Annotated in this window: 24 protein-coding genes; 10 read left to right on the top strand and 14 right to left on the bottom strand. The window is 46.2% G+C overall.

Annotated elements, in window-relative coordinates; genetic code table 11:
* Positions 1-25: 25 nt before the first annotated feature.
* From BCT11_RS22420 to BCT11_RS22400, 5 genes are all read right to left on the bottom strand, one after another.
* A complete protein-coding gene (locus BCT11_RS22420; RefSeq protein WP_038870173.1) occupies positions 26-628 on the bottom strand; it encodes a thiol:disulfide interchange protein DsbA/DsbL in 603 nt (200 codons plus the stop codon).
* A gap of 35 nt (positions 629-663) precedes the next feature.
* Positions 664-1,650: a serine/threonine protein kinase gene (locus BCT11_RS22415; protein ID WP_102389327.1), complete on the bottom strand. Its 987-nt coding sequence runs from the start codon at positions 1,648-1,650 to the stop codon at positions 664-666.
* Between the two features lie 48 nt (positions 1,651-1,698).
* Positions 1,699-3,120 (bottom strand): cytochrome c oxidase accessory protein CcoG, encoded by a 1,422-nt coding sequence (gene ccoG, locus BCT11_RS22410; protein WP_102389326.1) that lies wholly within the window; start codon positions 3,118-3,120, stop codon positions 1,699-1,701.
* A 310-nt stretch (positions 3,121-3,430) separates the two neighbouring features.
* Complete coding sequence (locus BCT11_RS22405) at positions 3,431-3,697, bottom strand: YihD family protein (protein WP_038870166.1); 267 nt, start codon at positions 3,695-3,697, stop codon at positions 3,431-3,433.
* 122 nt (positions 3,698-3,819) lie between these two features.
* Positions 3,820-3,987: a hypothetical protein gene (locus BCT11_RS22400; protein WP_010645766.1), complete on the bottom strand. Its 168-nt coding sequence runs from the start codon at positions 3,985-3,987 to the stop codon at positions 3,820-3,822.
* 295 nt (positions 3,988-4,282) lie between these two features.
* On the opposite strand from BCT11_RS22400, the gene BCT11_RS22395 reads away from it, so the two are divergent.
* Together BCT11_RS22395 and BCT11_RS22390 are read left to right on the top strand one after the other, a co-directional pair.
* The gene (locus BCT11_RS22395) at positions 4,283-5,089 is read left to right on the top strand and encodes a sporulation protein (protein WP_198593986.1); all 807 of its coding nucleotides are present in this window, start codon (positions 4,283-4,285) and stop codon (positions 5,087-5,089) included.
* 72 nt (positions 5,090-5,161) lie between these two features.
* Positions 5,162-5,815: a hemolysin III family protein gene (locus BCT11_RS22390; protein ID WP_102389324.1), complete on the top strand. Its 654-nt coding sequence runs from the start codon at positions 5,162-5,164 to the stop codon at positions 5,813-5,815.
* 36 nt (positions 5,816-5,851) lie between these two features.
* Here BCT11_RS22390 and BCT11_RS22385 read toward each other — a convergent pair whose 3' ends face one another.
* The 6 genes from BCT11_RS22385 to def form a co-directional block, all read right to left on the bottom strand.
* Positions 5,852-6,454, bottom strand: a complete 603-nt coding sequence (locus BCT11_RS22385) for a DUF3157 family protein (protein WP_102389323.1) — start codon at positions 6,452-6,454, stop codon at positions 5,852-5,854.
* A gap of 26 nt (positions 6,455-6,480) precedes the next feature.
* Positions 6,481-7,926: a TrkH family potassium uptake protein gene (locus BCT11_RS22380; protein ID WP_102389322.1), complete on the bottom strand. Its 1,446-nt coding sequence runs from the start codon at positions 7,924-7,926 to the stop codon at positions 6,481-6,483.
* 9 nt (positions 7,927-7,935) lie between these two features.
* Positions 7,936-9,312, bottom strand: coding sequence for a Trk system potassium transporter TrkA (gene trkA / locus BCT11_RS22375; RefSeq protein WP_010444684.1), 1,377 nt, complete (start codon positions 9,310-9,312; stop codon positions 7,936-7,938).
* Between the two features lie 64 nt (positions 9,313-9,376).
* On the bottom strand, positions 9,377-10,660 hold the full coding sequence (rsmB, locus tag BCT11_RS22370) for a 16S rRNA (cytosine(967)-C(5))-methyltransferase RsmB (protein ID WP_020196736.1): 1,284 nt from the start codon (positions 10,658-10,660) through the stop codon (positions 9,377-9,379).
* 82 nt (positions 10,661-10,742) lie between these two features.
* Complete coding sequence (gene fmt / locus BCT11_RS22365; RefSeq protein ID WP_045422201.1) at positions 10,743-11,690, bottom strand: methionyl-tRNA formyltransferase; 948 nt, start codon at positions 11,688-11,690, stop codon at positions 10,743-10,745.
* Between the two features lie 33 nt (positions 11,691-11,723).
* Positions 11,724-12,242 (bottom strand): peptide deformylase, encoded by a 519-nt coding sequence (def, locus tag BCT11_RS22360; RefSeq protein ID WP_038870153.1) that lies wholly within the window; start codon positions 12,240-12,242, stop codon positions 11,724-11,726.
* Positions 12,243-12,380: 138 nt separating this feature from the next.
* Between def and BCT11_RS22355 the strand changes: the two genes are divergently transcribed.
* The 4 genes from BCT11_RS22355 to BCT11_RS22340 are packed head-to-tail and all read left to right on the top strand — an operon-like array spanning position 12,381 to position 15,643.
* A complete protein-coding gene (locus tag BCT11_RS22355; protein ID WP_039976007.1) occupies positions 12,381-13,475 on the top strand; it encodes a LysM peptidoglycan-binding domain-containing protein in 1,095 nt (364 codons plus the stop codon).
* Positions 13,459-14,568: a DNA-processing protein DprA gene (dprA, locus tag BCT11_RS22350; protein WP_061036154.1), complete on the top strand. Its 1,110-nt coding sequence runs from the start codon at positions 13,459-13,461 to the stop codon at positions 14,566-14,568. Before BCT11_RS22355 ends, dprA begins: the two co-directional genes overlap by 17 nt.
* Positions 14,569-14,570: 2 nt before the next feature.
* Positions 14,571-15,050: a DUF494 family protein gene (locus tag BCT11_RS22345; protein WP_038870148.1), complete on the top strand. Its 480-nt coding sequence runs from the start codon at positions 14,571-14,573 to the stop codon at positions 15,048-15,050.
* A 23-nt stretch (positions 15,051-15,073) separates the two neighbouring features.
* Positions 15,074-15,643 (top strand): topoisomerase DNA-binding C4 zinc finger domain-containing protein, encoded by a 570-nt coding sequence (locus tag BCT11_RS22340; RefSeq protein ID WP_102389345.1) that lies wholly within the window; start codon positions 15,074-15,076, stop codon positions 15,641-15,643.
* 64 nt (positions 15,644-15,707) lie between these two features.
* On the opposite strand, the gene BCT11_RS22335 is transcribed toward BCT11_RS22340, so the two are convergent.
* Positions 15,708-16,841 (bottom strand): 5-(carboxyamino)imidazole ribonucleotide synthase, encoded by a 1,134-nt coding sequence (locus tag BCT11_RS22335; protein ID WP_102389321.1) that lies wholly within the window; start codon positions 16,839-16,841, stop codon positions 15,708-15,710.
* A 4-nt stretch (positions 16,842-16,845) separates the two neighbouring features.
* Positions 16,846-17,331 carry a 5-(carboxyamino)imidazole ribonucleotide mutase gene (gene purE / locus BCT11_RS22330; protein ID WP_102389320.1) on the bottom strand — a complete coding sequence of 162 codons (486 nt, stop codon included), beginning with the start codon at positions 17,329-17,331 and terminating at the stop codon, positions 16,846-16,848.
* 200 nt (positions 17,332-17,531) lie between these two features.
* On the opposite strand from purE, the gene BCT11_RS22325 reads away from it, so the two are divergent.
* From BCT11_RS22325 to BCT11_RS22310, 4 genes are all read left to right on the top strand, one after another.
* Positions 17,532-18,089, top strand: coding sequence for an L-threonylcarbamoyladenylate synthase (locus BCT11_RS22325; RefSeq protein WP_045464462.1), 558 nt, complete (start codon positions 17,532-17,534; stop codon positions 18,087-18,089).
* A 34-nt stretch (positions 18,090-18,123) separates the two neighbouring features.
* Entirely contained in the window at positions 18,124-19,041 is a 918-nt protein-coding gene (gene hemF, locus BCT11_RS22320) for an oxygen-dependent coproporphyrinogen oxidase (protein WP_054757053.1), read from the top strand.
* Positions 19,042-19,139: 98 nt separating this feature from the next.
* Positions 19,140-19,973, top strand: coding sequence for a shikimate dehydrogenase (aroE, locus tag BCT11_RS22315; RefSeq protein WP_102389319.1), 834 nt, complete (start codon positions 19,140-19,142; stop codon positions 19,971-19,973).
* Positions 19,974-19,976: 3 nt separating this feature from the next.
* Positions 19,977-20,240: a DUF1488 domain-containing protein gene (locus tag BCT11_RS22310; RefSeq protein ID WP_038881695.1), complete on the top strand. Its 264-nt coding sequence runs from the start codon at positions 19,977-19,979 to the stop codon at positions 20,238-20,240.
* A 14-nt stretch (positions 20,241-20,254) separates the two neighbouring features.
* Here the strand turns inward: BCT11_RS22310 and BCT11_RS22305 are convergent, their stop codons facing one another.
* Positions 20,255-20,806, bottom strand: coding sequence for a gamma carbonic anhydrase family protein (locus tag BCT11_RS22305; RefSeq protein WP_102389318.1), 552 nt, complete (start codon positions 20,804-20,806; stop codon positions 20,255-20,257).
* Between the last annotated feature and the right edge of the window lie 333 nt (positions 20,807-21,139).

The following is a 21,139-nucleotide window of genomic DNA, read 5'->3' as shown; positions in this document are numbered from 1 at the left end:
TCCCCTTTTTCATTTTCAATTCGAATTACTTAAGTGTCAGTAGGTAATCTACAAGAGCAAAGTATTCTTCAGTTGATTTGATGCCTTGCGCTTGAACTAGGTACTTGTTGTTCACGATCACTGCAGGTACACCAGTTAGGCCGCTGTTTTCAAATTGCTTGTCCATGCGACGAACCATTGAATCCACCGCGAAGCCTTTGAATGCAGCATCGAATTTCTTCGCATCTACACCTTCATCTAGGAAGATTTGACGAAGCTCTGCGTCGTCACGTGGTGCTTTACGCATGTTGTGAATGCGGTTAAACATCACGGGTACCATCTTATCTTCAATTTTAAGCGCAACCATGGTCGCATAGGCTTTGCTCATTGAAGGCCCCATGTTGCCCCCCATGAATGACACGTGGTTCTTTTGCAGTTTCACCCCTTCAGGTAACTGTTTCTTCAACTGCTGAATGATAGGTTCAAACGTATTGCAATGTGGGCAGTAGAAAGAGAAGAACTCAGTAACGACAGGCTTCTTTGATGCTTCTAGATCCAATACTTTGTATTGTTCACCTTCTTTGAATTGCGCTGCATGTGCCGACAGGCTAAGCATCAGCATAGAAAACAGTGCGAACAGCTTTTTCATTTAAATAATCTCCATTTTGAATTGTTCGGCCCGACTTACCATTGAGGCATTAAAGACAGTGGTGCTTCTTCTAAGTTGGCAATCTGCTCTTTAAATCCAAGGACCTGACCTTCCCAGTATTTTGGCTCATTGAACCATGGAAAAGCGAGCGGAAATGCCGGGTCATGCCAACGTTTTGCTAGCCATGCCATATAGTGCACCATTCGTAGACCGCGAAGTGGCTCGATTAGTTTCAATTCTGCCGAGTTAAAATCGCAAAACTCTTGGTAACCTTCTAAAACAATGTCCAATTGCATTAGCTTATCATGACGTTCACCATTGAGTAGCATCCACAAGTCTTGCACCGCTGGGCCATTACGTGAGTCATCTAAATCGACGAACATTGGCCCATCACGCCATAAGATGTTACCCGGATGGCAATCACCGTGCAGACGAATGGATTTAAAGCCGTCTTGCCAGTGGTTTTCGAGTGATTTGATCAGCATGTCTAAATCATTGAAGAAACTATTTTCCAAATGCATTGGGATCATATTGGCGTTTTGCAAAATCTCTCTTGGTTGGTAGAGATACTCTTGTAGACCAATGCTTGGACGGTGCTGAAACGCTTGTTTGCTTCCCACTTTATGAATACGACCTAAAAAGCGACCAACGCCTTCTAATTGATCGAGGTTATCCACTTCAAACTGACGACCGCCAACACTCTCAAACAAAGCAAAGCCGTAACCTTGATAATGATGCAAGGTGTGACCATTAATGCGAACGGGTGGGGCGACGGGAATTTCGTTGTCGATCAGTTCAAGCGTGAAATCATGCTCTTCTTGAATTTGCTCATTGCTCCAACGTTCTGGGCGGTAGAATTTCACTACGTAGCGTTGGCGTTCTTCGTCAGTGAATTGGTATACGCGGTTTTCATAGCTGTTGAGAGGCAGAAATCCTGACTCTGCTCGAATACCGATGCTCTCTAGCGCGTACCACATAAAGTCGGGCGTCAGGGCATCAAAGTTGAAAGTACCTTGGGACATATAAATAAAAAGGCTCATTACTGAGCCTTTTTCCATTGGTCTTCGAAGTTATAGCTTCTTGATGAATCGGCTTTCTACTTCGATAGTGAATTCGTTGCTCTTATCGGTGAGTATAAACTGAATTGTCGTAATCGCGGAGTTTAGCGTGTCAGGATCAACGCCAAGACTCATTGGTAAGTTCAAGACTTCTCCGGGTTCAACTTGAATCGTTTGTTTGCCATACCAACTGACATCACTCAAGCCTTCCACGTTTAAGTCATACTTTTGAACTTGTTGGGTTTTGTTGATCACTTTGAGGGTGTAGGTGTTTTCCACTTCACCTAAGCTATTAACGCGGAACAACTGATTACGATCACGCAGTACACTCATACCTGCCGGGTCAACGGATGCGACTTGGAGGAAGAACAAGCCAATCATCACCAATAATACTGCACCATAACCAAGCAGTTTGGGACGCATGACCTTTGTACTCTTGCCTGAGAGGCGATGTTCTGTGGTGTAGTTGATCAGACCCTTTTCATAACCCATGCGTTCCATGGTTTTGTCACAGGCGTCAATACATGCACCACAGTTAATGCACTCATATTGCAAGCCATCGCGAATATCGATGCCAGTTGGACAGACCTGAACACACAAATCACAGTCGATACAGTCACCGAGCCCCATTTGTTTATGGTCTGCTTTACGTGAGCGAGGACCTCGCTTTTCTCCGCGTTTGGTATCGTAACCAACAATGAAGGTGTCTTTGTCGAACATGGCGGATTGGAAGCGTGCATAAGGACACATGTGAATACACATGATAGAGCGCATCCAACCTGCATTACCGTAAGTACAAATGGCGAAGAACATCACCCAGAACACTGGCCAGAAGTTAGCATTGAAAGTAAAGAAGTCGATAACCAACTGTTTCATCGGTACGAAGTAACCAACAAAGGTGAAACCTGTCGCAAGGGCTATCGCAAACCACGCGATATGTTTGAGGGTTTTACGTATCGCCAAGTTGGTGGTCAACTTATTGGAATCTTGTTTACGGCGTTTATTGGCGCTGCCTTCTAGCTTTTCTTCAAACCAGATATACATGAAGGTCCACACGGTTTGTGGGCACAGATAGCCACACCAAACCCGACCTAAAAAGGTGGTGATGAAGAATAACCCAAAAGCGGAAATCACAAACAACAGGGCGAGCAGGGTGAGATCTTGAGGGTACAGAGTGGTGCCGAAAAAGTTGAACTGCTGGTTTCCGATATCCAGCAAAATGGCTTGGCGCTCTCCGTAAGGAATCCACGGAACCAATGCAAACAGCAACAACAAAAACCAACCACCATAACGGCGTAGCTTTTGAAAGGTGCCTTTGCTCTCACGCACATAGATACGATTACTTGGGTTGAAACGGTCCCCATTCCCTTTGTGGGTTTTGGGATTAAAGGTTTTGGGAGTCACATCTTTGATATCGATCTTATCCTGACTCATGAACGCTTCCTTCTTTCGGCTCTTATAATGTGCGGCGACATTTCTATTGATGACGCTCAATGACATTGTTGTTTTGCCCAGACGGTGAATCATGACTGGGCATAATTATTTTAGTAAATACTGATGAACGGCGATTATACAATCAATAACAATTCCGTTTCTTTAACACTGTCAACGTTTAACAACAAAAGTCAGTACAGTTAACCTGATAAATGGCTGAACAGTTATAAATGGCTTTTCGAACTGGTTGATTTAGTTATAAAAAAAGCGACTCAAATGAGTCGCTTATCAGTCTTGGGTGTTGAGCCGTTTACTTGATGATGCCGCGAGCGCGAAGGATGGCGGTTTTAAAGTCATCTTCTTGGTCTTTCTTTAAACCTGGGATCATTTCGTCTTTGCTGCTATTGCGCATTTTTAGGTGGTAGATCAACACATCATCAGTCAGATCTTCCAATTTGCCTTCATAACCCGCTTCGTTTGCCAGTTTAACGATGAACTGTAGCAGGTTCATTTCTTGATCTTTATGCCACTCTGGCTCTAGTAGCTCAAGCAGCTCTTCAATACGATGACACTTCATTTCTTTCTCCACAGAATTTATAGGTGTTATTTGCTACTAAAGGTATCAAATTGCTTGGCGAACACCAAATAGGAAAGGGCGGAGAGAAAAGAAAAAAGCGCGGTGACTGCCGCGCTTTTTAATTAAGCTGCTTTAATAACTTTGTTTGGAACACTTGGCATAATCGCTGTCTTCTCAACCAGAGTCATTGTTGGCGCAACTTGTTTTGCCTTTGGCGCAGCAGTAAAACCACTGCGACGGCGCATTGCACTACGATTAGTGTGTGCGAACCTGACTGTTGTTGGGCGCATTTAGATACCTAACTGCCAGGCATATCCATTGCCGATGTAATGGCCTGAGTCACTATGAGTTGAGCTTCAACTGCTTGAAGGGTGGCTCTTCTGGCTTTCGCCAATCCAAATAATGAATCAGGAATAATGATATGCATGCATATCGTGTATAGGTTAGCACTCCTGCCATAATTGGTCGATAGTTGAACAGTTGAATTGTATGGATTTTATCGTTTTTGAGCTTAGAACAAGGTGAAATTTGTTTTGATCCCATGATCAGCAGTAGTAGTATGAGAATTCTACGAAGGAGGTGCATATGTCATTTTTGAAGAAGACACTGGCAAGTTTTGGGATCGGTAGTGCTAAGGTCGACTCGGTCCTGAATCAAGATGTGCTATATCCCGGCCAGAGCGTGGATGTTTCTATCCATGTCTATGGTGGAGCGACAGAGCAAGCGATCGACAATATCGATCTCAAACTTTGCTGTCGTTATATCGCAGAAGCCCCAGATGATCGTGGTGCTCGTGAAGGACAGAGTATGCGAAGAGTGCCGCAGACTCATGTTTTGGCGAAGTGGAACCTCCCTTATGCATTTACCATTCACTCTGGTGAAGAGCGCACCTTTGACGTGAAGCTCGACGTACCATGGAACACACCTGTCACTATTGGTGATGTCCAAGTCTGGCTTGAAACTGGCTTAGACGTCGCCATGGCACTAGATCCAACCGACAAAGACATTCTCACTGTTAGACCCGACCCACTTATGGATGCCATTTTGTCTGCTTTTGAATCGCAAGGTTTGCGCATTCGACAAGTTGAGTGCGAAGAAGTGAAAGGCTTTGACCTCCCATTTGTGCAAGAGTTTGAAATGGTGCCAACCGACGGCCCATATCACGGAGTATGGCGAGAATTGGAGTTTGTTGCTCACCGCGACGAGACAAACCTGAAGTTATGGTTTGAAGTTGATCGGACTCGTAGTGGTGCTCGTGGCATGTTAGCTAGCCTACTCGGCAGTGGGAAATTAAAACGTGAGTTGAGTATTCCAATCAATACTAAATTGGATGATGTTGGCTCATTAGTGCTCAACTATCTTGATCAAACTACCGCAGCGCACGAGTCCTAATTTAAGCTTACACGTGTAAGCCTAATGTGCCATACTAGAGTGAATATTCAAAACTCTAGTATAGGCGCGTTCATGTCCTCACTTCAGAAAGCACAATACAGTCAGGGCGAAGAACTGGCCAACTCCATTACTCATGGTATTGGAATGATCTTCGGCATTGTTGGCTTGGTTCTGCTTCTCATCAAGGCTTTCGATCATCAAGCGGATGCACTGACCATTACCAGTATGGCTATCTACGGCTCGAGTATGATTGTCTTGTTTCTGGCATCCACGCTTTACCATGCGATCCCATATCCGAAAGCCAAGCGCTGGCTAAAAACGTTTGACCACTGCGCTATTTATCTACTGATTGCAGGTAGCTATACGCCATTTTTATTAGTGAGCCTACGTACGCCACTAGCAATTGGATTGATGATTGTGATTTGGACCATTGCTCTGATCGGTATCATCATGAAAGTCGCGTTTGTTTATCGATTCAAAAAATTGTCTTTGATGACGTATTTGGTTATGGGCTGGTTATCGTTGATTGTGATTTACCAACTGGCGATAAATCTGGATATTGGTGGTTTGACGCTTTTAGCTGCGGGTGGTTTGGTGTATTCAATAGGGGTGATTTTCTACGTTGCCAAACGAATTCCTTTTAATCACGCGATTTGGCATGGATTTGTGTTGGCGGGTTGTGTTTGTCACTTCTTTGCGATTTATTACTTTGTCGAGCCTATCTAACATCAAGATAAACTCGACAAAGTGATGTGCCATATATTAGCGAGTTTTCACTTCTAATACTTCTGCTGAGAATTGGTATTGCTGCGACTGTGGCACTGCCAATTTAATTGTTTTACCTTGCTCGGCCTGTTGTGGGCGAAGGTAGGTATCTGCCATGCGTTTGATAGATTGCCAAACCGTGATGTTTTCTTTCGCCAATTGTTTGCCAGCCATATCGAATACCTGTACTTCCACTTCTACCTGAATCACTGATTGTGAGCTTTGGTTAGTGATAGAAGTTGGGAAAATCAGTTCACCATCTTCATAGCTCGCCGAGCCAATCAATACATCCACACCTGAATCAGACAGCTGCATGGTTGGCTTCTTCGCGTTTACAACAACGGTGGTTCCGACTTTCTTGTTCACAACTGGAATCGTCGCTATCTCTGCTGTTGTCGAGGCTACCACTGCCGCCGTTTCTACCGCTTCAACGTTTTCTAGTGTGGTTTCTGCGGCCTTTGGTGCGGTTTTATTTACGACATATTCCCACGTGAAGTCGTCGTTCAGTTTTACTTCGCGCCCATCCGCAAGCTTCACGACTTCTGCCGCGTAAACGGATGAAGTGGCTAGTAGGGTAGCCAGAGTGATCCATGTTTTCATTGTTATACCTTTTATTTTAAGTCTGTTTATCTACGCCAAAACGCCGGGAAGAGCAGTACAAGAATAGTCAAAATTTCTAAGCGTCCCATTAACATACCAAAGCTTAGGAGCCATTTCGCTGTGTCTGGTAAAGGCGCAAAGTTACCTGTTGGGCCAATCACGCTACCCATGCCAGGACCTACGTTTGCTACCGCAGTAATCGAACCAGAAATACTGGTCACAGGATCTAGACCAAGCGCACTTAAACAGCCAGCGATGAAGATAATGGTAATAAAGAACATCAAGCCAAATGCCACCACTGAGCGAACAATATCGTCGTTCACTGGGCGTTGGTTATAACGTTGAACGAATACGCCAGATGGGTGAATCAGCTTCATGATTTGCTTGTTAAGTAGCGTCATCGCGATCTGGAAGCGGAAGATTTTAATCCCTCCTGAGGTCGAGCCCGAACATGCACCTGCCATCATTAAGAAGGCAAACAGTGTCGTTGGGAGGGCGCCCCATGCGGTGAAGTCTTCTAGACCAAAGCCAGTGGTCGTAACGACAGAGACGATGTTGAACATGGATACACGCAGTGCATCCAAAATGGTGTAACCATCACGAAGCACGAGCCAAGCAGAAACCACGAGACTTGAGAACAAAAACAAGTAGGCAAAACCGCGCACTTGGGCGTCTCGTATTAAGACTTCGACACTGCGTTTACGTAACGCGGCAACAAACAATAGGAATGGCAGACCACCAAGGAACATAAAGGTGGTGGCCACCCAATGTGCGCCATTAGAGAAGTGGTTCATTGAACCATCTGATGTTGAGTAACCGCCCGTTGATAGGGTGGTGAAGGCGTGGTTGATCGCCTCAAACAGGTTCATGCCAGTCAGCAAATAACCCACAATGCACAAGCCTGTCAGCATCAGATACACTAATACGATGTTCTTCGCGACGGTCTTGGCTCTTGGACTACTTTTGTCTGACCAATCAGACGATTCGGTTTGGAACAGTTTCATACCACCGACGTTAAGCATTGGTAGGATGGCAACCGCCATTACGATAAAGCCAATGCCCCCAAGCCACTGCAAGATAGATCGCCACAATAAGATGCTCGGAGCCATGTTGTCTAAGCCACTGAGCACTGTAGAACCGGTTGTCGTGATGCCAGACATGGTTTCGAAGTAAGCATCGGTAAAGCTAATGTGGTTGATGAATACGAATGGTAATGCTGCAAAGGCACTGGCGATGGTCCACACCAAGCTGGTGATGAGGAACATATCGCGAACACTGAGCTTGAATTTAGCGGTTCGTCCAATCGTCAAACAGATGAATGCGGCTAGGTGGGTGATCACAACGGCTTGAGCGAAATCGAGGAATCCGCCCGTACCTGTGAAAAACGCGACCAAAGTCGGCACGTACATAAAAAGGGCCAGTTTGGATAAAACCAGCCCGATAACAAACAGTACGGGACGTAAGTTGACCATAGGAAAATCCTAGAGGAAGAATGGACTCGGCTGGAACAGCGCTTCGACGTCTGGTACGTACTTTTTGTCGACCAGGAACATCACGACGTGGTCATCTTGTTCGATGACAGTGCGGTCGTGTGCGATAAGAACTTCTTCGCCACGAACGATAGCACCAATGGTGGTTCCTGGTGGGAGTTTGATATCGCCAATCGCGCGACCTACCACCTTGGATGTGGTTTCGTCACCATGCGCAACGGCTTCAATCGCTTCTGCCGCGCCACGACGCAGAGAAGATACGTTAACAATGTCAGCACGACGAACGTGCGTCAGTAGGGCAGAAATCGTCGCTTGCTGTGGTGAGATAGCCACGTCAATCACACCGCCTTGCACTAGGTCAACATAAGCGCCGCGCTGGATCAGCACCATCACTTTCTTTGCGCCCATGCGTTTTGCCAACATCGCAGACATGATGTTGGTTTCATCCTCGTTGGTTAACGCGATGAACACATCTACTTGGTCGATGTTTTCTTCTGTTAGCAGTTCTTGGTCTGCCGCATCACCACAGAAGACGATGGTGTTTTCAAGCTGCTCAGACAGTTTTTCTGCACGCTGGTAGTTACGCTCAATCAGCTTGACGCTGTAGGTTTGCTCAAGGCGTTTGGCTAAGCTCGCACCGATGTTACCACCACCAACAATCATGATGCGGCGATAGGGCTTCTCGAGGCGCTGAAGCTCACTCATTACTGAGCGGATATGGTTACTTGCCGCAACGAAGAACACTTCATCATCAGCTTCAATGATGGTGGTGCCTTGCGGACGAATTGGACGACCTTGACGGAAAATCGCAGCAACACGAGTATCGATGTGTGGCATGTGTTCACGCAGGGCAGACAGAGCGTTACCTACTAAAGGGCCACCGTAGTAGGCTTTTACCGCTACTAGGCTGACTTTCTGCTCGGCAAAGCTTACCACTTGCAACGCGCCTGGGTATTGGATGAGGCGTTCGATGTAGCTGGTTACCAGCTCTTCTGGTGCGATAAGGTGATCGACAGGAATAGCACCAGATTTAAATAGGGCTTCTTTTTCTGCCAGATATTCTGGAGAGCGAATACGTGCAACGCGGTTTGGCGTGTTGTACAGAGTGAAGGCGACCTGACATGCGGCCATGTTGGTTTCATCGGTATTGGTTACCGCAACGAGCATGTCGGCATCTTGTGCACCAGCTTCGTGCAGCACATCTGGATGACTAGCATGACCGTTAACAACACGCAGATCGTACTTGTCTTGTAACTCTCGCAGTCGATCGCCATTTTTATCAACGATGGTGATGTCGTTATTCTCACCAACGAGGTTTTCTGCCAATGTGCCGCCAACCTGACCAGCACCAAGAATAATGATTTTCATACTCTTTACTCGTTATCTGAAAAAGGCGATTGAATTCGCTTCAATCGCCCTATTTAGCATGCTGTTACGCGTGTTTTTTCGTTAGCACTGCGTAGTAGAAACCATCCATATCTTCTTCACCTGGTAGAATCTGACGACCAGGTTGTTCGGGATCAGAGTCCACTAGTTGCGCATCTGCAGTACGTGCTAAGAACGCTTTTACTTGCTCCACGTTTTCTTGTGGTGTGATTGAGCAAGTCGCGTAAACCATGGTGCCGCCCGGTTTCAGTTGCGTCCACATTGCATCAAAAATTTCGCTCTGTAGTTCCGCCAGTGCGGCAATATCATCAGCACGACGTAGCCATTTGATGTCTGGGTGACGACGAATTACGCCCGTTGCAGAACATGGTGCGTCCAGCAAAATGCGATCAAATTGTTCGCCTTGCCACCATTCTTGAGGATTACGCGCATCGCCGCAAACCACTTTTGCCTGAAGGTTGAGACGCTTCAGGTTTTCGTGCACACGTTTAAGACGTGTGTCGTCGCAGTCAATGGCAACCACTTCGCTGCCAGACGTACGTTCAAGAATGTGCGCCGTCTTACCGCCCGGTGCTGCACAGCAGTCTAGGATCAGCTCGCCATCTTTTGGTTCAAGATAGTTAATCGACAACTGTGCTGCCGCATCTTGCACCGATACCCAACCTTTTTCAAAGCCCGGCAGTTTCATCACATCGCATGGCGCCGCCAATTTTAGGGCGTCCATTGCTTGTGTGTGTGGCGTGCTATCAATGTTTTCATTTTTGAGTAGCGTTAGGTATTCATCACGAGTGTGGTGCTGGTGGTTTACACGCAGCCACATTGGCGCTTTTTGGTTGTTGGCTTCAACAATGCTTTCCCACTGCTCTGGGTAAGCTTCTTGCAGCAGTTTAAGTAACCAGCTTGGGTGGCCGTACTTGCCCGCATTGTTGCTGACCGCCATTTGGTCTAGTTCTTCTTGGTTGCGCTGGTAGTTACGCAATACCGCGTTGATAAGACCGCGTAGACGAGGACCTTTCAGCTCTTTGGTTCCTTCAACCGTTTCACCGACTGCAGCGTGCGCAGGAATACGCATGAAGCTTAGCTGATAAATGCCTACCAAAATAAGGTGATGGAAAACGCGTTGTTTGCCTTTTAACGGCTTATCCATCAACTGGTTTGCAATCATTTCTAGGCGAGGGAGGTAACGTAGAGCGCCGTAACAGATCTCTTGTAGAAGAGCGTGGTCACGTGGTCGTACGTTTTGTTGAGCCGCTGGAAGAGCGCTTGAAAGTGAGTGGCCCTTGTCGACGACAAGATACAAGACGTTGGCAGCCGCAGCGCGAACATTCATGATGAGTACCTTAAAGTAAAGGAGGGCATCTCTGCCCTCTAAAAGTTCGTATTATTGGTCTTTGACACTATTGTCTGGCTTTTTAAACCAGTTGGGTGCCAACTTCAAACCAAGATGCACGTGAGTTCAGAATATCTTGAACTGACATGGCTTTTTTACCCGGAACTTGCAGTTGTTCCAGTACCAGTGTGCCATTGCCTGTCGCAACATAAATACCAGTTTTATCTGCTTGCACAATAGTGCCCGCTGGCTTGTCACTGGTTTGTTCCGCCACACGGCTTTGCCATACTTTGATGCTGTTTTCAGCCGCTTCAAAGTGGCTCATTGGCCATGGGTTGAATGCGCGAACGCAACGCTCAATGTGTGCCGCGTCGTCATTCCAATTAATGCGCGCTTCTTCTTTGCTCAGCTTCTTCGCGTAGTTTGCAAGCTCGTCATCTTGCTTCACTGGCTCAGCATTACCTGTTGCGATGTCTGCTAGGCAGTCAATCAGAGCATCAGGGCCTAAGCCTGCAAGTTTTTCGTACATAGATGCGCTGGTGTCACTTGCTTCAATCGGCAATGTTGCGATTTTCAGCATGTCACCTGTATCCAAACCAATGTCCATCTGCATGATGGTTACACCCGTTTCTGCATCACCAGCCCAAATTGAACGTTGGATAGGAGCAGCGCCGCGCCAGCGAGGAAGAATCGAACCGTGTACGTTGATACAACCTAGTTTAGGTGTGTCTAGCACAACTTGTGGAAGCAATAGGCCATAAGCCACTACTACCATGATATCGGCGTTTAGATCGGCAAGCTCTTGCTTGGCTTCGTCTGATTTGAAGTTTTCTGGCTGATAAACCGGAATGCCGTGCTCTAGCGCGATGGTTTTTACTGGGCTGGCAGTAAGCTTTTTACCGCGACCAGCAGGGCGGTCTGGCTGAGTGTAAACCGCAATTACTTCGTGCTCCGAAGACAACAACGCCGCCAAGTGACGGGCGGCGAAATCCGGAGTACCTGCAAAGACAATACGTAAAGACTGACTCAAGGTAGACTTCCTTCTAATTAAATTGTATCGAGATCAAGCGTTTTGCTGTTTCTCGTTAAAGCGTTTGATTTTCGCTAGCTTGTCTTGAATACGCTTGCGCTTTAGTGGCGATAGGTAATCAACGAACAGTTTGCCCATTAGATGGTCTAGTTCGTGCTGAACACAGATTGCTAGCAGATCGTCAGCGTCGAAAGTGTATTCTTTGCCATCGCGATCTAGGGCTTTAACGGTAACTTCAGCAGCGCGAGCTACAAGTGCTCGAGCACCAGGTACCGACAGACAGCCTTCTTCAATGCCATCTTCGCCACGCTTTTCCAGAATCTCAGGGTTGATAAGCACCATTGGCTCATCGCGAGTCTCTGAAATATCAATTACTACGATACGTTTATGGATATCAACCTGCGTTGCCGCAAGGCCAATACCTTCTTCGTCGTACATGGTTTCAATCATGTCATCGACGATTTTTTGAATCTCAGGTGTCACCTCTTCTACAGGTTTTGCAACGGTACGCAGGCGATCATCTGGGAATGTTAATACTTGTAATACAGACATATTCACTCGAAATATTGAACTGTGCCGTAACAGCACAAACCTTGTTGGCTCAATTCTAGACATTTTATGACCTAAATGACAGCATCCTGATACCAATTTCCATTCCGGTAACTGCCTAACAGACCAAGGACGAGGGTCATGAATCGAATTTTCCGCAACGTTTCTCGCATTACGTTGCCGTTACTTTTCTCTTTCAGTGCCGTAGCAAACACGGACTCCCAACCACTTACCGTTAAAGACGATGCACCCAAAACTTACGTTGTGGTGAAAGGTGATACGCTGTGGGATATTTCTGCTTTGTATTTGGATAGCCCTTGGTTGTGGCCTCGTTTGTGGCAGGTAAACCCAGAAATAGACAACCCACATCTGATTTATCCCGGTGATAAGCTCTCTTTGGTTTGGATTAATGGCCAACCGGTATTGAGTTTAAAGCCGGTTAAAAAGCTTAGCCCTCAAGCGCGTATCACGGAAAGAAAAGCGGTACCGACGGTTGCGGAAGGGTTGGTGATGCCTTATCTGAAATCCGATCGCTTAGTGGATGATGAAACATTAGAAAATGCAGCCAAAGTGATGGGCAGCAGTAAAGGCAACAAATTCCTTACTGCGGAAGACACGCTGTATATTAGTGGTGAGCAAACTTCGGCAGGATGGGCTATCTATCGACCTGTAGAAACCTTCTCGCGAGATGATGTATCAAAGCAAATCACGGCATTACGTTTGATTGCTAAAGGTGAGTTGGTCGAGGCGTCGAGTGAATTTTCTGGTCTGAAGATCACCACGCAATTGCAAGAGATTGTCCGTAACGACATTGCTTTGCCAGTTCAAGTTCTTGATAACGGTGATTTCTCTGCAACATTCTATCCGTTGCCATCACCACAAGGCTCTTCTGCGAAATTATTGGGGAATATTGAAGGTATCCGTTATAGCTCGACCAACCAAGTTGTGGTGATAGATAAAGGCACATCGGATGCGCTTCGCCAAGGCAGTGTGTTTGATTTGAAAGAAGACGCACACCCAGTATTCAAAGACGGTGATGACTTTGCCAAAGATAATGGTTTGCTCGATACGAAAATTACCTTACCACAGAGCAAAGTTGGGGAGTTGTTAGTGATTCGCCCGTATGAGTATTTCAGTCTTGCTCTGATCACCAATAGCACGAAGCCAATCAACAAAGAGGTATCTGTGGTTTCTCCTCTGGTAGAGGAATCGACTACCAATGCAACCACACAATGATACCGACCTCGCTGCCTGGTTAAAGCTCAGCTGCTTACCAGGCATTGGCGGGGTTAAGATGAATAAGCTGCTGACCAAAGACACGCCGAATAACATTGTCCAGTACTCGACTGAACAGCTTCTCCGCCTTGGGCTGACGATGAAACAGTTACAAGCATGGTCTGAGGTCGATAAAGAAGTCGATGCTTGTTTAACTTGGTTAGCATCCTCTTCCCATCATTCTATTCTCACCTTGGCGAATCCACTTTATCCTCCACTTCTTAAACAAACGGTCGCGCCACCTCCTTTATTATTTGTAAAGGGAGATGCGAGCTGTTTGTCTCAACCGCAAATCGCCATGGTTGGTAGTCGTAATGCTAGTGTGGATGGGTTGCAACATGCTCGTAGCTTTGCTTCAGAACTCGTACAACATGATCTGATCGTGACCAGTGGCTTGGCTTTGGGTATTGATGGTCATGCTCATGATGGTGCGCTTATGGCGGGCGGTAAAACTATCGCTGTCTTAGGTTCTGGGTTGGAGCAAGTGTACCCCGCCAGGCATCGTGGTTTAGCGCAGCGTGTCATGGAGAATGGCACTCTCGTTTCGGAGTTTCGTCCAAAAGCGAAACCTCGTGCGGAAAACTTCCCACGTCGCAATCGAATTATTAGTGGTTTGTCGTTGGGTGTATTGGTGGTGGAAGCGGCGGAAAAAAGTGGCTCCTTGATTACTGCTCGTTATGCTCTAGAACAAGGTCGTGAAGTATTTGCGCTTCCTGCCTCTATTCATTCGCCCAATGCGAGTGGCGGTAATCAATTGATTCGTAACGGTGCTTGTCTCGTACAAACTACTCAAGACGTGTTAAATGAAATACAGTCACTGCTTGATTGGTCTATTAATCAAAGCTTAGATTTATTTTCTGCGCCAATTGATGAAGAAGAATTGCCATTTCCTCAGCTGTTAGCTAACGTAGGAAATGAGGCTACACCAGTTGATATTCTTGCAAACAGGACCAATATACCTGTCCAAGAAGTCATGATGCAGCTCTTAGAGCTTGAGCTTTCAGGGCATGTTGTTGCAGTATCCGGTGGCTATATTCGAAAGGGGAGGGGCTAGCTATGATGATGGATATACTTATGTATCTATTTGAAACCTACATCCATAGCGATGCAGATTTACAGGTCGATCAAGACGAGTTGGAAGATGAGTTGCTTCGTGCAGGTTTCCAACAAAAAGACATCTACAAAGCCCTTGTCTGGTTAGAAGAGCTGGCGGCGTTGCAACAAAGTGACGCACATTCTGCTATCTCGACTTGCATTGCAGCGGCATCGACCCGTATTTATACATCGTCTGAGATGCAGCGTTTGGATCTTGAATGTCGTGGTTTTCTATTGTTTCTAGAGCAAATCAATGTTCTGACTACGGAAACTCGCGAAATGGTTATTGATCGGGTGATGGGGCTAGAAACTCATGAATTTGAGCTTGAAGACCTGAAATGGATCATTCTTATGGTGCTGTTTAATGTGCCGGGCAACGAAAACGCCTACACGCTGATGGAAGAGCTGCTATACACCAAGGAACAAGGTATTCTTCATTAATATCTTCTGCTTGAGCGATGAGTATGAGTAGTAAAATCGATCACAACCTTTTCTCGGCACATGAGCATGCGCTTGAGCGCGAACCTTGTCCTAAATGCGGTGGGGAAGTCTCTCTTAAACACGGTAAGCATGGCCCGTTTTTAGGTTGTAGCCATTATCCAAGTTGCGATTATATCAAGCCGCTACACAGCAATGATGGCCACATCGTAAAAGAGTTGGGCGTGCCTTGCCCAGATTGCGGTAATGAGCTGGTGTTGCGCCAAGGGCGTTATGGTATGTTTGTTGGCTGCAGCCATTACCCAGAATGTCATCATATTGAGTCGATTAACCAACCTGAGCCAGAGCAGCAAGCGAAAGAGCAACATGCTTGCCCTGAATGTGGTAAAGGACATTTGGTTGAGCGTAAGACCCGATTTGGTAAAACATTTTATGCGTGTGATAACTATCCGAAGTGTAAGTTTGCGGTGAACTTGCCGCCTGTAAGAGGCCGCTGCGAGGAATGTGGGTTTACCTTGTTGGTAGAAAAGAAACTTGCCAGCGGGATCAAGCTGCAATGCGCGAGTCGTAAGTGCCAGCATACTCAATCACAATAATCTTCAGTACGAATTAACAAGGGTCGCATCATGCGACCCTTTTGCAATTTATTCAGAAATATTTCTACGCTTGCCACTGCTTAGCGAATTCATGCACTGCAGGGAAGGCTTCTTCATCGAGAACATCTGCCAATGCACACAGTTTACGATTCAGCTCGCCAGTATAATCGCCGCACACGTTGATATGACCCATCTTGCGACCCGCACGTTTTTCTTTGCCGTACCAATGAATGTGGTAACCATCCATTGCTAGCAATGTTTCTGGCACTGTGTCTTCACCAAGAATATTAATCATCGAGGTTTCACGAACCAGCTTAGTGCTACCCAAAGGCATGCCACACACGGCGCGTAGGTGGTTCTCAAACTGACAGGTTTCTGCACCCTGTTGAGTCCAGTGGCCAGAGTTGTGTACGCGTGGTGCGATTTCGTTAACCAGCAACGTGCCGTCAACGTCAAAGAACTCCAGCGCTAACACGCCAACATAATTTAAGTCGTTGGCTACGGCCGTGAACATCTGTTTTGCTTGCTCTTGCAACTCTGGTGCATCAATCGCAGTAGAAAGGCTCAATACACCATTGGTGTGGACGTTCTCTGCCAGAGGGTACACTTCAACGCTGCCATCTTTACCGCGAGCACCAACCAGTGAAACTTCGCGGTTAAAAGGGACAAATTCCTCAGCAACAATTGCTTGAGTCTTTGCTGCCGCGATGCACTCTGCCATCTCTGTCCAAATGCCTTCGACTTGAGAAGTTTCTTTTAAGCGCCACTGGCCTTTACCATCGTAACCACCCAACGCACTTTTCAGAACCATTGGCATACCAACGTGTTCAATTGCGCGGTCAAAGTCTTCACGATTTTCGATTACGTAGTATTTCGCGTTACGTACGTTTGCATCATCAAGCAATGCTTTCTCAATACGGCGATCACCACCCGCTTTGATGGCTTGCTTACTTGGTAGGAACTTACCACTGGCTTCACACACATCAAGCACGTCATGTGGGATATGCTCGAACTCAGCAGTAATGACGTCCACTTGTTCAATCGCATTCTCTAAGCCGTTACCTAGTACATGCTGAGTCAGTGGATGAACGATGTTACCACTGCCCACATCGTAAGCTGAGATTTGAATATTCAGTGGCGCACCAGCCAGAGACATCATACGAGCCAATTGGCCCGCACCAAGAACCAGTACATGCATCTGATTAATCCTCAGCAGGGTTTGGGTTCGCCAAAACAGTTTCCGTTTGTTCGTTACGGAACGCTTCGACTTTTGCCATGATCGCCTCATCATGTGTACCAAGGATTTGAGCAGCCAGAATGCCTGCGTTTGCTGCGCCTGCTTCACCAATCGCCAATGTGCCAACCGCAATGCCTCTTGGCATCTGTACGATAGAAAGCAACGAATCCATGCCTTTTAGTGCACGAGACTGAACTGGAACGCCAAGTACAGGTACGCTGGTAAACGCCGCCGCCATGCCTGGTAGGTGAGCTGCACCCCCCGCACCTGCGATGATGACCTTAATGCCACGTTCTTTCGCACTGCTTGCGTAATCAGCCAATAATTGAGGAGTACGGTGAGCTGACACCACCTTTGTTTCGTAAGACACGCCAAATTGATCCAGCATGTCCGCTGCTAGTTTCATGGTTGGCCAATCTGATTTAGAACCCATGATGATACCGACTTTCATCTCAAACTCCTTCAAGCTGCAAAATTAGGTGAGCTGATAAATTTGTGCGCATTATACGGGGATTTTTACCTCAAGCAAACGTTTGCGTGTATTTGTAAATGCTATTGATACATTTTATAAACAAATTGCTTTAGTCTCTAAGAATGAATATTTGTACACTTAGTACAAACACAACAAATAAGATTATCAGGAAGTCATCAGTGGAGAACTTTGAACAGGTGCTAGAAGCACTACAAACAGGCGAAGTGATCGCCTACCCAACAGAGGGCGTGTTTGGTGTTGGCTGTGACCCAGATAACCCAGAAGCGATTCAAAAACTGCTAGAGCTAAAACAGCGTCCAGTAGAGAAAGGCTTAATCTTAATTGCGGCAAACTATGAGCAGCTTTTGCCTTATGTTGATGAATCTCAGTTGACTCAAGAGCAGTTAGATAAAGTCCACGCAACGTGGCCTGGGCCATACACTTGGATTATGCCCGCGAGTGACAAAGTCTCTCACTGGGTATCGGGTCAATTTGATTCGATTGCCGTACGTGTGACGGATCATCCTTTGGTACAAAAGATGTGTAATGCGTTCGGAAAGCCGCTAACCTCTACCAGCGCGAATCTTACAGGTCTGCCTCCTTGTATGACGACGGAAGAAGTCGAAGAACAGTTAGGTGACCGACTTGTGGCGATCTTACGTGGTAAAACCAGTGGTCGTGACAAGCCGAGTGAAATCCGTGATGCTAAAACCTCGCAAATATTAAGACAGGGCTAACCCTGCTAGTCAGCAACCAATAGGTACTACACGTATGTCAGCAATCGATAAGCACGCCGTAAAGCAGTTCTTGATGTCACTTCAGGATTCCATTTGTCAGCAATTAGAGCAAGAAGATGGAAAGGCCGTCTTTGTCGAAGATGCATGGCAACGTGAAAAAGGAGAGCGTCTTGGTGGCGGTGGCCGCACTCGCGTATTGCGTGATGGTCATATCTTCGAGCAGGGAGGGGTGAACTTCTCTCATGTCGAAGGTAATGAAATGCCAGCATCAGCGACGGCGCATCGTCCAGAGTTAGCGGGTCGTCGCTTTGAAGCGATGGGTGTTTCTTTGGTTATCCACCCTAAAAACCCTTATATACCGACTTCACATGCCAATGTCCGCTTCTTTATTGCAGAGAAAGATGGCGAAGATCCAATTTGGTGGTTTGGTGGTGGTTTTGACCTAACGCCTTTCTACCCATTTGAAGAAGATTGCCAATCATGGCACGACACAGCAAAACAGCTTTGTGCGCCATTCGGTGACCACGTTTACGCAGAGCACAAAGCATGGTGTGACAAATACTTCTTCCTACCACATCGTAATGAAACTCGCGGTGTTGGTGGTCTGTTCTTTGATGACCTAAACCAGTGGGAATTCGACAAGTGTTTTGACTACATCAAAGCGGTTGGCGAAGGATATTGCCAAGCTTACCTGCCGATTGTATCTCGTCGTAAAAGCATTGAGTACGGTGAGCGTGAGCGTGAATTCCAACTATACCGCCGTGGTCGCTACGTTGAATTCAACCTTGTGTATGACCGCGGTACTCTGTTTGGTCTACAAAGTGGCGGGCGTACAGAGTCGATATTGATGTCGATGCCACCTCTTGCTCGTTGGGAATACAGCTACGAGCCACAAGCAGGTTCTCCAGAAGCAGAGCTTTACGAGCGATACCTAAACCCACGTGATTGGTAAGCACTGAATCTCCTTTTCTATATAGATAGATAGTGATAGGGTCATCTGTAATCAGATGGCCCTGTTTTTTCTATATAGTAAGGAATGAAGGTAAGGAAATGACTCAGCAAATTGATCGCTATGCCGTGTTTGGTAACCCTATCGGGCACAGTAAGTCACCGTTCATACACACCTTGTTTGCACGCCAAACCAATCAGCCTTTGGTGTATACCGCAAAAAGCGCTCCTATTGATGGTTTTATCGAAGCGGCGAAGGTGTTTTTTGCTGAAGGTGGTAGAGGTTGCAACATCACCATGCCATTTAAAGAAGATGCTTATCAATTTGCTAGTCGCCTCACAGAGCGCGCTCAGCTAGCGGGTGCGGTCAATACACTAAAGAAGCTTGACGATGGAGAAATCATTGGTGATAACACCGATGGTGCGGGTCTAGTCCAAGATTTACTTCAGTATCAAGTCATGTTGGAAGGTGCACGAATCCTGATCATCGGTGCTGGTGGTGCTGCTCGTGGTGTGATTAAACCACTCCTTGAGCAAAACCCTATCTCTTTAACTATAACCAACCGTACCTTTAGCAAAGCTCAGGATCTTGCAGAGTTGTTTGTCTCTCATGGCCCGATCACAGCCAAAGAGATGGAGAGCATTGATGAAGAATATGACGTCATCATCAACTCCACTTCCGCTTCTCTTAGTGGTGAGTTGCCCGCTATTTCTTCTTCTATCTTTGGTAGCAATAGTACTAGCTACGATATGATTTATGGCAAAGGAGTGACGAGCTTTAATTTATGGGCAAAAGAAAACGGTGCTGCCTATGCGTATGACGGTCTTGGAATGTTGGTAGGGCAGGCAGCGGAAAGCTTTATGTTATGGCGAGGTCTACGCCCTGGCTCAAAACAAATTCTTAGAGAGCTAAGAAAGAATCTTGAAGGTCAGTAATCAATGAATCAATCCATTCTGTTCCCTGACATGCAGTCTTGGGATGAAGCATCACAATCGGTAAATTTTGCTGCGCAGCAATCAGGTGCGCTGATTGAGTGTTATGTCACTAAGCAAAAGTTAGCAAAACTCAGTGGTTCACTGATTGAAACTGAGCAAGCGGCAATCAAAGTATTTACTGATTACCGCTTTGATCTTGAAGAAATCGCCGAAGAGTTAATAGAAGAGGAAGCCTTCAGTGAAGAAGGCCATATCATCATCGATTAGCGGGCTATTCCTAACTACTCATTGATGTCTTCCACTTCGTTAATGTAGTCGTTTTTGTTCTGCACATAGTTATTGGCAGACTTTTGCAAGAAAGCTCGTTCTTTCTCTGATAGAGGGCGAGCTTGTTTTACCGGACTGCCCACATATAAGTAACCACTTTCTAATACTTTCCCCGGTGGGACTAAACTTCCAGCGCCTATCATTACGTTTGATTCGACAACAACGTTATCTAAAACGATTGCTCCCATACCAACCAATACACGATCGTGGATTTCGCAGCCGTGTAACATGACTTTATGACCAATAGTGACATCATTACCAATGATTAGCGGATAGCCGTTGGGATTCTCAGCATTTTTATGGGTTACATGCAGTACGCTACCATCTTGAATATTGGTTCGAGCACCAATATGAATATGGTTCACATCACCACGAGCTGCAACTAGTGGCCAGACACTCGAATCGTCGCCAATACGAATATCACCGACTAAAACAGAGGTTGAATCTATGTATACACGTTTACCTAGCTGTGGGCGTATGCCTTTATAACTTCTGATTGAAATCATCTTTACTCCTTATAAAGCGCCAATAACAGTGATATCTGGTGAGAAGAGTAGCAAAAACTCGGCTTTTAGAATAAAAAACATTCAAACGATAAAATAATCAAAAAAAAGGTGAAAAAGGGATTGCCAATGTGATCGCAATCTCTATAATGCCACCTCGCTGACACGGCAACGCTTCGAAAGAAACGAAAGCCAAGTTAGCAAGCCAATTAGCCAAGCGGAAACGCTTGAAAGAAAGTTTGAAAAAAGTGATTGACACTAAACTTTAACTCGCTAAAATGGCCGTCCGATTTGAGCAAAGCTCAGTAGGAAAGTTCTTTAACAATATAGACCTAT

This window comes from Vibrio sp. 10N.222.52.B12, assembly GCF_002875385.1.
In the GTDB taxonomy this organism is placed as follows: Bacteria; Pseudomonadota; Gammaproteobacteria; order Enterobacterales; family Vibrionaceae; genus Vibrio; species Vibrio jasicida.
This window is presented reverse-complemented; position numbering and strand designations above follow the sequence as displayed.

What these genes read in the sequence shown, in the direction of transcription:
- trkA (WP_010444684.1), bottom strand. Translation starts at nt 9,312, where the DNA reads ATGAAAATCATTATTCTTGGTGCTGGTCAGGTTGGCGGCACATTGGCA.
- dprA (WP_061036154.1), top strand. Translation starts at nt 13,459, where the DNA reads ATGCAACCACACAATGATACCGACCTCGCTGCCTGGTTAAAGCTCAGC.
- BCT11_RS22345 (WP_038870148.1), top strand. Translation starts at nt 14,571, where the DNA reads ATGATGATGGATATACTTATGTATCTATTTGAAACCTACATCCATAGC.
- BCT11_RS22415 (WP_102389327.1), bottom strand. Translation starts at nt 1,650, where the DNA reads ATGTCCCAAGGTACTTTCAACTTTGATGCCCTGACGCCCGACTTTATG.
- aroE (WP_102389319.1), top strand. Translation starts at nt 19,140, where the DNA reads ATGACTCAGCAAATTGATCGCTATGCCGTGTTTGGTAACCCTATCGGG.
- BCT11_RS22405 (WP_038870166.1), bottom strand. Translation starts at nt 3,697, where the DNA reads ATGAAGTGTCATCGTATTGAAGAGCTGCTTGAGCTACTAGAGCCAGAG.
- def (WP_038870153.1), bottom strand. Translation starts at nt 12,242, where the DNA reads ATGTCTGTATTACAAGTATTAACATTCCCAGATGATCGCCTGCGTACC.
- BCT11_RS22420 (WP_038870173.1), bottom strand. Translation starts at nt 628, where the DNA reads ATGAAAAAGCTGTTCGCACTGTTTTCTATGCTGATGCTTAGCCTGTCG.
- BCT11_RS22400 (WP_010645766.1), bottom strand. Translation starts at nt 3,987, where the DNA reads ATGCGCCCAACAACAGTCAGGTTCGCACACACTAATCGTAGTGCAATG.
- BCT11_RS22390 (WP_102389324.1), top strand. Translation starts at nt 5,162, where the DNA reads ATGTCCTCACTTCAGAAAGCACAATACAGTCAGGGCGAAGAACTGGCC.
- BCT11_RS22355 (WP_039976007.1), top strand. Translation starts at nt 12,381, where the DNA reads ATGAATCGAATTTTCCGCAACGTTTCTCGCATTACGTTGCCGTTACTT.
- ccoG (WP_102389326.1), bottom strand. Translation starts at nt 3,120, where the DNA reads ATGAGTCAGGATAAGATCGATATCAAAGATGTGACTCCCAAAACCTTT.
- BCT11_RS22305 (WP_102389318.1), bottom strand. Translation starts at nt 20,806, where the DNA reads ATGATTTCAATCAGAAGTTATAAAGGCATACGCCCACAGCTAGGTAAA.
- BCT11_RS22340 (WP_102389345.1), top strand. Translation starts at nt 15,074, where the DNA reads ATGAGTAGTAAAATCGATCACAACCTTTTCTCGGCACATGAGCATGCG.
- BCT11_RS22335 (WP_102389321.1), bottom strand. Translation starts at nt 16,841, where the DNA reads ATGCATGTACTGGTTCTTGGTGCGGGCCAATTGGCTCGTATGATGTCT.
- BCT11_RS22385 (WP_102389323.1), bottom strand. Translation starts at nt 6,454, where the DNA reads ATGAAAACATGGATCACTCTGGCTACCCTACTAGCCACTTCATCCGTT.
- rsmB (WP_020196736.1), bottom strand. Translation starts at nt 10,660, where the DNA reads ATGAATGTTCGCGCTGCGGCTGCCAACGTCTTGTATCTTGTCGTCGAC.
- BCT11_RS22380 (WP_102389322.1), bottom strand. Translation starts at nt 7,926, where the DNA reads ATGGTCAACTTACGTCCCGTACTGTTTGTTATCGGGCTGGTTTTATCC.
- BCT11_RS22395 (WP_198593986.1), top strand. Translation starts at nt 4,283, where the DNA reads ATGTCATTTTTGAAGAAGACACTGGCAAGTTTTGGGATCGGTAGTGCT.
- purE (WP_102389320.1), bottom strand. Translation starts at nt 17,331, where the DNA reads ATGAAAGTCGGTATCATCATGGGTTCTAAATCAGATTGGCCAACCATG.
- BCT11_RS22310 (WP_038881695.1), top strand. Translation starts at nt 19,977, where the DNA reads ATGAATCAATCCATTCTGTTCCCTGACATGCAGTCTTGGGATGAAGCA.
- hemF (WP_054757053.1), top strand. Translation starts at nt 18,124, where the DNA reads ATGTCAGCAATCGATAAGCACGCCGTAAAGCAGTTCTTGATGTCACTT.